Below are 12836 nucleotides of genomic sequence, written 5' to 3'. Positions count from 1 at the left end.
ACGCGCTTGCGACCATTTGCCGTTCGATCTTGGAATTGCGGTGGAATCTCTGGGTTATTCCACCCTATTGGGCAGCGATGAATTCCGCACATGGCGGCAGCGTCAGGCGCGCTCCAGTGCGATGGCCGAACAAGCCGACAGGCCACAGGTTGAGATCGAGCGTGCGGACGATCATGTCAGGATCACGCTGGCGCGGCCATCCACACCGCCGCCTTGGAGGTGTTGTAGCCCACAAAATTGGCGCTCGCGATCGGCCCCGCGATCGACGAGATGGTGACGATCGATCCGGGCATATGGTCGCGCATCCCGCGCAGCGCGGAACGGCTGCCGAAAAAGACGCTGCCGACATTGATCGCCATGGCCCGGTCCCAGACGTTTGTCGGCATGTCCTCGATCGTGCCCATGGGGGCGATGCCGGCATTGTTGACCAGCACCGACAGGCCGCCCATCGCCGCCGCCGCGTCAATGACTGGTGGCCAGTTTTCCTCGTCCGTCACGTCGAGGAAGAAGGCGCTGGCCGTGCCTGCGCCCAGTTCCGCATTGATGGCGTCCGCCACCGCGGTTGCGCCGGGCAGGTTCAGGTCGGCGATCGCGACCTTGGCGCCATGGCGGGCGAGCATCCATGCGCTTGCCGCGCCCAGTCCCTGCGCGCCGCCGGTAATCAGCGCCTTCTCGCCAGCGACCCGCCCGACCATTCCCCCTGCGCCGATCAGCGGACCTCCCACTTCTTGCTGTTGTTCATGATGGCCCAGCGATCGACCTGCGCAGTGCCGATGGGGTTGCCGAGGAAACAATATTTGAGGCCCGTCTGCAATGCGCCAGCGCGGGTCTGGTCAAGCGATTCCCAGATGGCGCGCACCGTTCCCTGCGTGGCGGCGGGCGGCTTGGCGGCGATCTGCCTGCCCAGTTCGTCGGCGCGGTCCCACAGGCGATCGAGGGTGACGATTTCTGTCACCAATCCAATCCGCTTGGCGGTTTCCGCGCCGATCCGCTCGTCATTGCCCAGCAACGCCATGCGCAGGACATCGCCCAGCGGCATACGGTAAGTCGCGCCGATCGGCTCCAGCGCCGATGTCATGCCATAGGTCACATGAGGGTCGAAGAAGGTCGCTTCCTCCGAACAAATGATGATATCGCTTTCGTTGATCCAGTAGAAGGCGCCGCCCGCCGCCATGCCATGCACGGCGCAGACCACCGGCTTCCAGCAGCGATTGGCCTTGGGACCGAGAAATTCGCCCGGATCGCGCGCCGTCCAGATATTGTCGTGCATGATCTTGCCTTCGGGTGTCTGGCTCTGCTTGACGTCGACGCCCGTGGAAAAGGCCCGGCCTTTGGCCGCGCGCAGCACGACGCAATGAACATCGTCGTCGTCTGACATGTCCTTCCACAGATAATCGAACTCCTCCAGCATCCGCTTGGTGAAGGAGTTCATCGCATCTGGCCGGTTGATCGTCACGGTGGCGACATGATCGGCCTTGGTGACTATGATCGTTTCATATTCCATCGGGACATTCCCCTCTAACTAGGTTAGATAGGGCATATTGCGCCAAGATGATATGTGCAAGCTTGCCAACTGCCCATAGCCGGCTTTAGATCGAAGTTTATCTTTTTAGGGAGAAGAATTTGTCCCGCGCGCGTAACGAGATGACAGAACAGGCGCCGGCAACAGCGGGCCGCGTGTCCATTCGCGTACCCAAGACGTCCGAAGTCGTTGCCGACCATATCCGCAAGCGCATCGTGCGCGGCGAATTGAAGGAGGGCGACTTCCTGCCGCCTGAAGGCCAGTTGATGGTCACGCTGGGGATTTCGCGCCCCACATTGCGGGAGGCGTTTCGCATCCTGGAGGCAGAAATGCTCATCAGCGTCGGGCGCGGATCGCGCACCGGCGCGCGCGTTCATGCGCCGCGGGTGGACAGCGTATCGCGCTATGCCGGCTTCGTGTTGCAGTCGCAGGGCACGACCGTCGGCGACATCTACGAAGCCCGGCTGGCGATCGAACCTTATATCGCGCGCCGTCTGGCGGAAAAGCCGCCCAAGGACGTCGTCGCCCGGTTGACTGTAGAAATCGACCGATTGCAGGCGATGGTCGAAGAAGCGCGCTATGTCGATTTTATGATCGGCCTTGCCGAATTCCACCGGGTTCTGGTCGAACTGGGCGGCAATCATACGCTGCTATTCTTGACGACCATTTTGCATGGCGTAGTCGCCCGTTATCAGGTCGAGCATCTGGAGCGACGTCCCGTCTCCGGTGATGTTCAACGCAAGCGCGCATTGGGCGGCATTCGCTCCTTCCGCAAGCTGGTTTCGTTGATCGAAGCGGGGGATGGCGACAAGGCGGAGGCCCATTGGCGGCTGCACGTCATCAATGCAAACAAGTCGTGGCTGGAGCCGGATCAGGAAGATAGTTTGATCGACGTGTTAGATTGATCGCTACAGTCCAACCGTCATACTGCGGCTCGATCCCGCAGTATGTGTCGCAGTGCGAGTGGCCGACAAATACGCAGCGATCGACCCCGGCCATGCGATGTCGTGCGCCAGTTCCTCAATGACGGCATCCAGGCCAAGCCCGCTTGTGTCGCGGCCCCGCTTCGCGCCGCAGCCGGGGATGTCCAGGATCAGTGGCGGCTCTATGTCCGGCGCCTGCATCACCAGCGCCGCGATCAACTCGTTCCAGATCCAGCCGCCCTGTTTGCCCCCCATGCAGAAATATCATGCGCGACAGATTTTCGTCCATAGCCATCAGTTTCCTTTCCCGATGATTTCAAGCGTCTTGCGCTTTTTGCTATATCACTTAGTGAACCATGACTGACATCGATGGTCAATTGATAGTGGAGACTGAAAGCGTGGCAGACAAGGATGAGGCGCTGGCCCCCGAAGTGCTGGTGGACAATGACGGTGGGGTTCGCATCATTACGCTCAACCGTCCCGACAAGCTCAATGCGCTGGCAGACGGCATCATGACGCAACTGGTCGATGCCACCGCCGACGCCGCGCGCGATCCCACCGTGGGGTGCGTCGTTGTCACCGGCGCGGGGCGGGGATTTTGCGCCGGCGGCGACCTGAAAGGCGGGGCGCAAAAGCCTCTGCCCGCGAACAATGACGTCGGCGGCCGGGTGGAGCAGGGTTTCGCCCGGTTGCGCGGCTTTATGGAAACATCCCGCCTGCTGCACGAAATGCCAAAACCGACGATCGCGATGGTGAACGGGCCGGTGGCGGGTGCGGGCATCGGCATCGCCGGGGCGTGCGACCTGCGATTCGCCGCGCGTTCCGCGACGTTCCTGTCCGCATTCGACCGGATCGGCGCCGGCGGGGATTTCGGCTCCAGCTATTTCTGGACCAAGATCGTGGGATCAGGCGTGGCGCGCGAAATCTTCCTGCTCGGCGAAAAATATGATGCCGAAACGGCGCTTGCCAAGGGCATCTATACCCGCCTCTTCGACGATGCGGCGCTGCGCGCGGAAACGCTCAAGGCCGCCCATCGTCTCGCCAACGGGCCGCGCATGGGCTATCGTTATATGAAGGCGAACCTCAATATCGCCGAAGACAGCGCGTTCGAAACCGCGCTCGACCATGAGGCGCTGAATATGGGGCTGTCGACCACCGCGACGGCGCAAATCTACAAGGCGATGCAGGACGCCAAGGGCGGCTGAACAACTGCTTTTGGTGTGCGATGCGGCCCGTATGGGCAGGGCGCGACGCCGTGCGCGTCCACGATGCCTGCCGCTTCCCACCCAATGACCACGCCATGCCCCCATGTTCGACATAGAGTTGTTTGACTAAGTTGTATAAGAAGTGCCATGACATTGCCAGCAACGGTATCGAACGACAGCCCTGGGAGAATGGGTCAGATGGATTTGAGCTATGGGGAAGGCGCCGAGGTCTTTCGTCAGGACGTGCGCAGCTTCCTGAAAAGCGCATGGCAGCCGGGCGAACGGCGCAAGGATGAATTAAAAGCGTTCATCCGCGATTTCCGCACGCAGGCTACAGATGCTGGCTATCTCTATCGCGCCATTCCCAAACAATATGGCGGGTCGGAGCAACCGGCCGACGTGGTCAAGGCGCAGGTGATCCGCGAGGAGTTCGCCCGCGCCCGCGCGCCGATGGAGATCGGCGGCAACGGCATGTCGATGCTGGTCCCCACCTTGCTGGAAAAGGGCACGGCCGAACAGAAGGATATGTTCATTCGTCAGACCATGGCGGGCGACATGATGTGGGGGCAGGGCTATTCGGAACCGGGCACCGGGTCCGACCTGGCGTCGGTGCGCACGCGCGCCGAACTGATCGGCGACGAATGGGTCATTAACGGCCAGAAGATCTGGACCAGTCAGGGCGATCGCGCGACCCACATGTTCGGCCTGTTCCGAACCGAACCGAACGCCTCCAAACATGGCGGCATTTCCTATCTGATGCTGGACCTGAACCAACCCGGCGTTACGCGGCGGCCCATTCGTCAGATGACGGGGGAGGCGGGCTTCTACGAATTTTTCTTCGACAACGCCAAAACGCCCGCCAGCTGGATCGTAGGCGAGCGGGGCGACGGATGGAATGTGTCGCGCACCACGCTCAAGCATGAGCGCGCCTCGATCGGGTCGGCCGACGCGCTGGGCGGCACCTTCCGCAAGCTGGTCGAACTGGCGCAGGAAATGGAGATTGACGGCCAGCCCGCGATCAAGGACGCCAAGATCCGCGACGCGCTGACCCGGATCGAAGGCTGGGTGATGGCGCATCGCTATTCCAGTTTTCGGCTGTTCAGCCTGGCCGCGGCGCAGGAACAGCCCGGCATCATGGGCATGATGATGAAGTTGCTGCTGACCGAAACCGGACATGAAATGGCGCTGTTGGCGCAGGAACTGATCGGCGATCACGCGCTGATCGAACCGGCGGTTGCGGGAACCCGTGGTCGCGGGCCGGAAAAATGGCTCGATCAGATCATGGGAACGCTTGGCAATTCCATCGCGGGCGGTACGACCAATATTCAGCGTAACATCATTGCGGAGCGCGGTCTTGGCCTGCCGCGCGACCTGGCCATGGAGGCGGACAAGTGAGGTTCCACCCGACCGAGGAACAATTGGCGATCCAGGATGCGCTCAAGGGCACGCTGGATGACGCCATGCCGCGCGAACGATTGGAAAAGATCGTCAATGACGGTGGCGATTTCGACCGCGACAGCTGGGACGCGCTGATGGCGCTGGGGCTTGGCGGCCTCGCCCTGCCCGAAAGCGTGGGTGGCGCGGGCCTTGGCCTGCTCGATCTCGCCATGGGGCTGGAAGTGCTGGGGCAGGGCGGCTTGGTCGGCCCGGTGCTGGAGCATTGCGTTGCGGGATTGGCGCTCAACCTGGCCGATGACGGGGATGCAAAGGCGACCTGGCTCGGCAGGATCGCCAGTGGCGAAGCCGTCGCGACGGTCGCGCTGGGCGGCAACTGGCTGCCCGAAAGCTGGACCGTGACCGTGGAGGGTGGCAAGGCGAGCGGCAGCATCGGCTTCGTCCCCGGCGCGGACGCGGCCCATCTGATCCTGGTCGGCACGCAGGGCGGCGGGCTGGCGCTGGTGGAAAAGGGCGCGGGGGTGGCGGTGGAGTCCGTCCAGTCCGCCGACCGCACCCGCCGCCTGTCGCGCGTGACCTTCGACGGCGCGTCGGCCACGGTCCTGTTCGAACCGGGCGATGCGCGAGTCGCGCGCATTTTCGACGCGGCGCTGGTGCTGGCATCGGCCGATGCGTTGGGGGGGGCGCAATATTGCCTCGACCTGTCGGTCGCCTATGCCAAGGAGCGCGAACAGTTCGGCGTCGCGATCGGCCGCTTTCAGGCGCTCAAGCACCAGTTGGCGCAAATGGCGCTGGAGGTGGAGCCTGCCCGTGCGTTGATGTGGTACGCCGCCTATGCCTGGGACAGCGAACAGCATGACGCATCGCGCGCCGCCGCCATGGCCAAGGCGCATATCGCCGATCGTTTCGTATCGGTCGCCCGCGCGGCGGTCGCGGCGCATGGCGGCATCGGCTATACCTGGGAATATAGCCTGAACATCTGGTTCCGCCGTTCGCTGTTCGACCGCGCCTATCTCGGCAGTCCGACCGCGCATCGCGCCCGCGCAGCCGATCTGGCGGGATGGTGAACGACGTCGGCCCGAAAGCCGCAGCGCAGGGCCTGGCGCTGTCGGGCGCGCCTTTGCCGCTGTTCGACGCGCCGGTCAGTCAGCCCTGGGGGCCGTCGCCGCTGCGGCGACCGGGATCGGTGCGCCGCACGATGACGCTGGATGCGACGTGGCCGGACGGTCAGGATGGCGACGTTCTGTTCACCGGCGATGCGCGCGACATCGTCACCGGCTGGCAGGGCGGTCCGCCCGCCATCGTCGCGACGGCGCATATCGACGTGGTGGCCGAACATCGGGTGATGCTGTCGGTCGCCAGTACCCCGCCGCGCCCCGAACTGGCGCGATTGTCGGGCGCGCGGGCGGGTGGCTATCTGCGCGCGGAAATTGACAAGGCGCTGCCGGGCGAAAAGCGCGACGGCACGCCGCTCTATCTGTTGCTCGACGATCTGGCTGGCGCATCGCTGGTCGGCGGATGGGCCTGGTCGCGCTGGACGCAGGATTGGCTGTCGCGCCTTTCGGTGCAGGAACGGGCGGACCACGCCGTCCGTATGGAGGGCATCTGCATCGGCTTTCGACCCGGATCGGATGCGTTGTCCGTCGGTGGCAGGGCGGTGCCGGACCAGAATGCATCGCGCGTCGCGCCGCTGGTCAATCCCCATGATCCCGAAGGCTGGCATCCGCTCATCGATCGCGGCGGCGTCAATTTTCGCCGTGCCCGCCGTATCGACGTCTGGCGCGAAAAAGATGTGATCCATATCGAATCCGGTTTTCAGGACAGCGCCAGTGCGCCCGATGGGGGCGATCGCATCGCGATCCACGAATATCGACTCGTCGCGACAGCCGACGCCGCCACCCATCGCCTGCGCAGCGTGGCGGCGACACCCGGAACGCTGCCGTACAAGGAATGTCGCGCCGCGCCGGTCAATGCCGATGCGCTGGTCGGCGTGCCGCTCGCCCACCTGCGCGAACAGGTGCTGTTGACCCTGCGCAGGACAGCGGGCTGCACGCATCTCAACGACATGCTGCGCGCGCTGGCCGAAGTGCCGACGCTGGAAAAACATCTTCCCTGACGCCCGCGCCATGGCGCGATGGCTTATGTCAGCGCTCCCATCGTGATGACGATACGCCCGGCGGTGACGCCGCGCTGCGCTTCCTCCATTGCGGCCACGAAATCTTCGATCGGATAGGTGCGGGCGATCGACGGATGCAGCTTGTCCTGCGCGAACAGGGTCAGCAGCGCCTGCACATTGGCGTCCGACAGGTCGCGCTCATAATCCCCGAACTGGCGCACATCGACGCCGATCAGCGACGCCCCTTTCAGCAGCGCCAGATTGACCGGCAGTTTGGGGATCGCGCCACCGGCAAAGCCGATCACCAGATGTCGCCCGTTCCAGGCGAGCGAGCGGAAGGCCGGTTCGGTCGCCGTACCGCCCACGGGATCGACGATCACGTCGACCGGCTTGCCATCATTGGCGGCCTTCAGATCCTCGCGCCAGGTCGGCGAAGCGGCGTCGATCACCGCGTCGGCCCCGCCCTGTGTCGCGAGCGCGCGCTTTTCGGGCGTCGATGCCGATCCGATCACTTTGGCGCCCAGTGCCTTGGCCACCTCGACCGCGGCATAGCCGACCGCGCCGCCCGCCCCCAGCACGCAGACAGTTTCGCCCACTTGCAGGCGCGCACGCTGCACCAGCGCGTGATAGGCGGTGGCGTAGCTGACGCGAAAGACCGACGCCGTCACGAAATCCATCGCGTCGGGAATGGGCAGCGCCAGCTTGGCGGGAATGACGCAGGCTTCGCCGATCGCCGCGCCAAAAGCGCTGCCCAGCACCCGCTCGCCGATCCGCGTCGGGTCCACGCCCTGGCCGACCGCCTCGATCACGCCGGAAAATTCGCTGCCCGGCACGAAGGGCAGGCGTGGTTTCAACTGGTACAGCCCGGCTGCGACCAGCACATCGACATAGCTGATGCCCGCCGCGCGGATGGCGATGCGGACCTTGCCCGGTCCTGGCGCGCCCGGATCATGTTCCTCCAGCGCAAAGCCGGACGGCGGCCCGAATGCGCGGATGACGACCGCCCGGCGCATCAGCGGCCCTTCCATTGCGGCGCCCGCTTCTGGGCGAAGGCGATCGGGCCTTCCATCGTATCCTCCGCCGCACGCCAGGCGGCGTAGGCGGGATAATCGGCCTGATGAGCCAGCGCGTCGGCCAGGCTGGGTTCCTCCAGCCCGCGATAGACGACCTGCTTGGACGCGCGCACCGCCATGGGCGACGCCCGCAATATCTCGCCCACCCAGCGATGCGTCGTCGCCATCAGCGCCTCCGGCGGGGCGACCTCATTGACGAAGCCCATGCGCAGCCCTTCCTGCGCGCTCACGCGGCGCGACGTCAGGATCATCCCCAGCGCCTGCTTCGTGCCGACCTCGCGCGCGAGACGGTGCAACCCGCCGCCAAAGGCGATAGCGCCGACCAGCGGTTCGGGCAGGCCGAAGCTGGCATGGTCCGCCGCGATGATGATGTCGCACGCCAGCGCGACTTCGAACCCGCCACCCAGCGCCAGCCCGTTGACGGCGGCGATGATTGGCTTGTCGCAGTCGAACCGTTCGATCAGACCGGCATAGCCGCTGGCGGGATAGGCCGGATGCGCGCCGCGTTCCGCCACCGCTTTCAGGTCAGACCCGGCGCAAAAGGCGCGGTCACCCGCGCCGGTCACGATGCAGACATATTGTTCGGCATCGCTGGCGAAATCGTCGAACGCGGCCTGCAATTCATGGTGCATCCCGCCATTGATGGCGTTCATCACTTCCGGGCGGTTCAGGGTCACGGTGGTGACGCGATCGGCCTTGTCGACCGTGATGAAGTCCATGACGCGGTTCCTTCAGCGTTTCGGAAATGTCGGATACAGCGAATCGGGCGATTGCCAGTCGATCCGCACCTGGCGATGGGCGATCTTCCAGCCTGCGTCCGTCCGCACGAAGCGGTCGGCATAATGGCCGTGATGGTCCATGCCGATGTCGGTCATGACCTGAAAATAGGTCCGGCCCGACGCTCCGTCCCCATCCAGTTCCACCAGCGAACTGGTCAGATTGTGCCGTGTAAAGCTGTGACGGGGGTCGCGGGGCTGACCGGGTGTGCCCAACCGATCCAGGATCGCCTGGCGTCCCCGGCTCTGCTCGCCGGAAAATTCCAACAGGCCATCCTTGGCGAAAACGTCGGCCAGCGCGGCGATCCGCCCCCGGTCGCCATTGATCGTGTAAGTCGCCATCAGCAGGTGGATCGCCGCGCGGTCCAGCATCTCTTCCATCGTCATGTCAGGCTCCTTGCCAATGCCGCGCGCCAGTCGCGCGGATCGCGCGCCGCCGCAAATTCCGCGCCCAGCCGGTCGACCAGTTCGGCGACGCTGGGCACATCGTCGACCAGCCCGGTCGAATGACCGCCCGACCAGATATTTTTCCACGCGCGCAGACCGTTGGGCAGGTCGGGGCTGTGCATCCCCTTGGGGAGCGGCAGATTGTCGGGGTCCAGCCCGTTCGCGATCATGGAGGGACGCAGGAAACTGGCCGGCATCCCTGCAATCGCATCGGTGAACAGCACGTCCTCGGCCCGCGCATCCACCAGCATCTGCTTGTGCGCGTCGAACGTGCCCGATTCCTTTGTGGCGATGAAGCGCGTGCCCATCACCACCAGGTCCGCGCCCAACGCCAGCGCCGCCGCTATGCCGTTACCATCGGCGATGCCGCCCGCCAGCATGATCGTGCCGTCGAACATGCGCCGCACCTGCGGCAGGAAGGAAAAGGGGTTGAGCGTACCGGCATGGCCGCCCGCGCCGCCGCCGACCAGCATCAACCCATCGACCCCCGACGCGATGGCCTTTTCCGCAAACTTCATCGTCGTCACGTCATGGAATACGATGCCGCCCCATTCGTGCGCCGCCTCCACCTCGGCGCGGGGATCGCCCAGATTGGTGAGGATCAGAGGCACCTTCGCCTTGCGGCAGGTGGCCAGTCGGTCCGCGCGTGTCTGCTGGTCGATCGCGCGGCTGGCGAGCAGGTTGACGCAGAAGGGAGCGAAGCGCTCCCCCCTGTCCAGCGATTCGGCCTCGGCATCGCGAATCGCCGACAGCCAGCTTTCGAAACTTTGGTCGCCGCGCGGATTGCCAGTGGGAAAGGCGCCGATGATCCCCGCGCGGCAGGATGCGATCACCAGCTCCAGGCTGGAACAGATCAGCATCGGCGCCTGCATGACCGGCAATGCCAGTTGCGACCAGTCGATAGACATGCCTTCATCCTTCCCCATTGTCCTGCCGCACCAAAGTGGCTAGCGCATTTCTCAGATCATAGGTAACTAGGTGTAATAAGCCCGTCGAGGGGCTTTGCACAGACATAGAGTGGGACGGGCAGAAATATGGCTTTCAAAACACGCATCACCCAGATGCTTGGCATCGAACATCCCATCGTCCAGGGCGGTATGCAGGGGGTCGGGCGCGCCGAACTCGCGTCGGCCGTGTCCAATGCGGGCGGTTTTGGCATATTGACCGGCCTGACCCAGCCCACGCCCGACGATCTGAAAAAGGAAATCGAACGCTGCCGGTCGATGACCGACAAGCCGTTCGGCGTCAACATGACCGTATTTCCCACGATCAATGCGCCCGATTACAAGGCCTATGCGCAGGCGATCATCGACATGGGGATAAAGGCCGTGGAAACCGCCGGTACGCCTGCGGTCGCCGAAATCTGGGAAATGTTCAAGGCGGCTGACGTCAGGATCATTCACAAATGCACCGCGGTCCGCCATGCAGTGTCCGCCCAGAAAAAAGGGGTCGACGCCATTTCGATTGATGGCTTTGAATGTGCGGGCCATCCGGGCGAGGATGATATTCCCGGCCTGATCCTGATCCCGGCGGCAGCGGACAAGGTGACGATCCCCATGCTTGCGTCGGGCGGCTTTGGCGACGGGCGCGGTCTGGTCGCCGCGCTGGCGCTGGGCGCGGAGGGCATCAACATGGGCACGCGATTCTGCGCCACGGTCGAAGCGCCGATCCATCCCAATGTGAAACAGGCCTATATCGACAATGACGAGCGCGGCACGAACCTGATCTTCCGCAAACTTCACAATACCGCGCGCGTCGGCAAAAGCGCGGTGTCGGACAAGGTCGTCGAAATCCTGGCGCAACCCGACGCGACGTTCAAGGATGTGCAAGCCTATGTCGCAGGCGCCAAGGGCCGGGTCGTGCTGGAGGAGGGCGACATGGACGCGGGCATTTTCTGGGCCGGCATGATCCAGGGCTTGATCAACGACATTCCGACATGCCAGCAGTTGATCGATCGTATCGTGGGCGACGCAAAGGCGATCGTCAACGCTCGCCTGGCCAGTATGTTGGCCGGCTGATCGGCATTCTCTCACCCTATTCCCATCCTCTTTTCAGGAGCAAGTGAAGTGGCAGAAGCATATATCGTAGCCGCCGTTCGTACCGCCGGTGGTCGCCGCCGTGGTCGCCTGTCCGGCTGGCACCCGGTCGATCTGGGCGCAAAGGTGATCGACGCGGTGGTCGCCCGTGCGGGCGTGCCGGGCGAAGCGGTGGACGACGTGATCGTCGGCTGCGTCACCCAGGCGGGCGAACAGTCTCTGCATGTCGGCCGCCATTGCGTGTTGGCGTCGGGCCTGCCGCAAAGCGTTCCCGCCGTCACCATCGACCGCCAGTGCGGATCGTCGCAGCAGGCGATCCAGTTCGCGGCCCAGGCGGTGATGTCCGGCACGCAGGACATCGTCATCGCGGCGGGCACCGAAAGCATGACGCGCGTGCCGATGGGTTCGGCCGCGCTGTCGCCCGAAGGGTCCGATCCGTTGCCCGCGTCGATCAAGGAACGGTTCGGGATCGAAGGGTTCAGCCAGTTTGGCGGCGCGGAAATGATCGCGAAAAAATGGGGCTTCACCCGCGACATGCTCGACGCTTTTGGCCTGGAAAGCCATATGCGCGCCCAGCGCGCGACCAAGGCGGGGGCGTTCGACGCCGAAATCCTGCCTCTGGAGATCATCGGCGCGGACGGCGCCAGCGAAATGCATGTGATGGATGAAGGCATCCGCTGGGATGCCTCGCCCGAAGGCATGGCGGCGGTCAAGCTGCTGGTCGAAGGGGGCGTTATCACCGCTGCAACATCCAGCCAGATCACCGATGGCGCTTCGGCGGTGATGATCGCGTCGGAAAAGGCGGTGAAGGACTATGGCCTGACCCCGATCGCGCGCATCGTCAACATGACCGTGACGGCCGGCGATCCGGTCATCATGCTCGAAGAACCGCTGTTTGCGACCGACAAGGCGCTGGCGCGGGCCGGGCTGAAGATTGGCGACATCGATCTGTACGAAGTCAACGAAGCCTTCGCACCCGTCCCGATGGCCTGGTTGAAGCATCTGGATGCCGATCCGGCCAAGCTCAACGTGAATGGCGGCGCGATCGCCCTGGGTCATCCGCTTGGCGCTTCGGGCACGAAACTCATGGCCACGCTCGTCTATGCGCTAAGGGCGCAGGGCAAGAAATACGGGCTGCAAACGATGTGCGAAGGCGGCGGCGTCGCCAACGTGACCATCGTGGAGGCGCTCTGACGGGAAGGCGGTGGCTTTAGCCATCGCCCGCCCTGGAGCTGGGCCGGCGCTCTCGTGCAGGGGGCGTCGGTCCTTTCTATGTCGGCGCATAAGGACAAGACTTGCGTCCTTCGCTTACCTAGTTAAATAGGTGGCACAGATTCTTACGG

Annotated in this window: 14 protein-coding genes; 7 read left to right on the top strand and 7 right to left on the bottom strand. The window is 64.2% G+C overall.

The features are described 5' to 3' along the window. Positions 1-182 precede the first annotated feature (182 nt). Together V473_RS18600 and V473_RS18595 are read right to left on the bottom strand one after the other, a co-directional pair. Entirely contained in the window at positions 183-695 is a 513-nt protein-coding gene (locus V473_RS18600; protein WP_066608559.1) for an SDR family NAD(P)-dependent oxidoreductase, read from the bottom strand. 14 nt (positions 696-709) lie between these two features. Further along, positions 710-1504 (bottom strand): enoyl-CoA hydratase/isomerase family protein, encoded by a 795-nt coding sequence (locus tag V473_RS18595; protein WP_066608557.1) that lies wholly within the window; start codon positions 1502-1504, stop codon positions 710-712. A 119-nt stretch (positions 1505-1623) separates the two neighbouring features. Here V473_RS18595 and V473_RS18590 point away from each other — a divergent pair, with 119 nt between their 5' ends. Further along, entirely contained in the window at positions 1624-2427 is an 804-nt protein-coding gene (locus V473_RS18590; RefSeq protein WP_148648452.1) for a FadR/GntR family transcriptional regulator, read from the top strand. A 3-nt stretch (positions 2428-2430) separates the two neighbouring features. Here V473_RS18590 and V473_RS18585 read toward each other — a convergent pair whose 3' ends face one another. Next, positions 2431-2700 carry a hypothetical protein gene (locus V473_RS18585; RefSeq protein WP_066608552.1) on the bottom strand — a complete coding sequence of 90 codons (270 nt, stop codon included), beginning with the start codon at positions 2698-2700 and terminating at the stop codon, positions 2431-2433. Between the two features lie 143 nt (positions 2701-2843). Between V473_RS18585 and V473_RS18580 the strand changes: the two genes are divergently transcribed. The 4 genes from V473_RS18580 to V473_RS18565 all read left to right on the top strand — a co-directional run bounded on the left by V473_RS18580 (position 2844) and on the right by V473_RS18565 (position 7161). Then, positions 2844-3650: an enoyl-CoA hydratase-related protein gene (locus V473_RS18580; RefSeq protein ID WP_216628559.1), complete on the top strand. Its 807-nt coding sequence runs from the start codon at positions 2844-2846 to the stop codon at positions 3648-3650. A 198-nt stretch (positions 3651-3848) separates the two neighbouring features. Next, positions 3849-5045, top strand: coding sequence for an acyl-CoA dehydrogenase family protein (locus tag V473_RS18575; protein ID WP_066608807.1), 1197 nt, complete (start codon positions 3849-3851; stop codon positions 5043-5045). After that, positions 5042-6112, top strand: coding sequence for an acyl-CoA dehydrogenase family protein (locus V473_RS18570; protein WP_066608548.1), 1071 nt, complete (start codon positions 5042-5044; stop codon positions 6110-6112). The genes V473_RS18575 and V473_RS18570 overlap by 4 nt, the downstream gene beginning before the upstream one ends. Then, positions 6106-7161 carry a DUF2889 domain-containing protein gene (locus V473_RS18565; protein ID WP_066608543.1) on the top strand — a complete coding sequence of 352 codons (1056 nt, stop codon included), beginning with the start codon at positions 6106-6108 and terminating at the stop codon, positions 7159-7161. The genes V473_RS18570 and V473_RS18565 overlap by 7 nt, the downstream gene beginning before the upstream one ends. 23 nt (positions 7162-7184) lie before the next feature. Here V473_RS18565 and V473_RS18560 read toward each other — a convergent pair whose 3' ends face one another. From V473_RS18560 to V473_RS18545, 4 genes are read right to left on the bottom strand one after another with little or no spacing between them, the layout of a single operon-like run. Next, complete coding sequence (locus V473_RS18560) at positions 7185-8174, bottom strand: NADPH:quinone oxidoreductase family protein (protein WP_066608806.1); 990 nt, start codon at positions 8172-8174, stop codon at positions 7185-7187. Next, positions 8174-8953 carry an enoyl-CoA hydratase-related protein gene (locus tag V473_RS18555; RefSeq protein WP_066608536.1) on the bottom strand — a complete coding sequence of 260 codons (780 nt, stop codon included), beginning with the start codon at positions 8951-8953 and terminating at the stop codon, positions 8174-8176. The genes V473_RS18560 and V473_RS18555 overlap by 1 nt, the downstream gene beginning before the upstream one ends. A 12-nt stretch (positions 8954-8965) precedes the next feature. After that, positions 8966-9397 (bottom strand): nuclear transport factor 2 family protein, encoded by a 432-nt coding sequence (locus V473_RS18550; protein WP_066608533.1) that lies wholly within the window; start codon positions 9395-9397, stop codon positions 8966-8968. After that, a complete protein-coding gene (locus V473_RS18545; protein WP_066608803.1) occupies positions 9394-10365 on the bottom strand; it encodes an NAD(P)H-dependent flavin oxidoreductase in 972 nt (323 codons plus the stop codon). Before V473_RS18545 ends, V473_RS18550 begins: the two co-directional genes overlap by 4 nt. Before the next feature lie 126 nt (positions 10366-10491). Here V473_RS18545 and V473_RS18540 point away from each other — a divergent pair, with 126 nt between their 5' ends. After that, a complete protein-coding gene (locus V473_RS18540) occupies positions 10492-11475 on the top strand; it encodes an NAD(P)H-dependent flavin oxidoreductase (RefSeq protein WP_066608531.1) in 984 nt (327 codons plus the stop codon). Positions 11476-11523: 48 nt separating this feature from the next. Continuing rightward, positions 11524-12687: an acetyl-CoA C-acetyltransferase gene (locus V473_RS18535; RefSeq protein WP_066608528.1), complete on the top strand. Its 1164-nt coding sequence runs from the start codon at positions 11524-11526 to the stop codon at positions 12685-12687. Positions 12688-12836: the final 149 nt, after the last annotated feature.

The organism is Sphingobium cupriresistens LL01 (genome assembly GCF_001046645.1).
Taxonomy (GTDB): Bacteria; Pseudomonadota; Alphaproteobacteria; order Sphingomonadales; family Sphingomonadaceae; genus Sphingobium; species Sphingobium cupriresistens.
The sequence above is the reverse complement of the archived record's forward strand: the minus strand, read 5'-3'. Positions and strand labels throughout refer to the sequence as shown.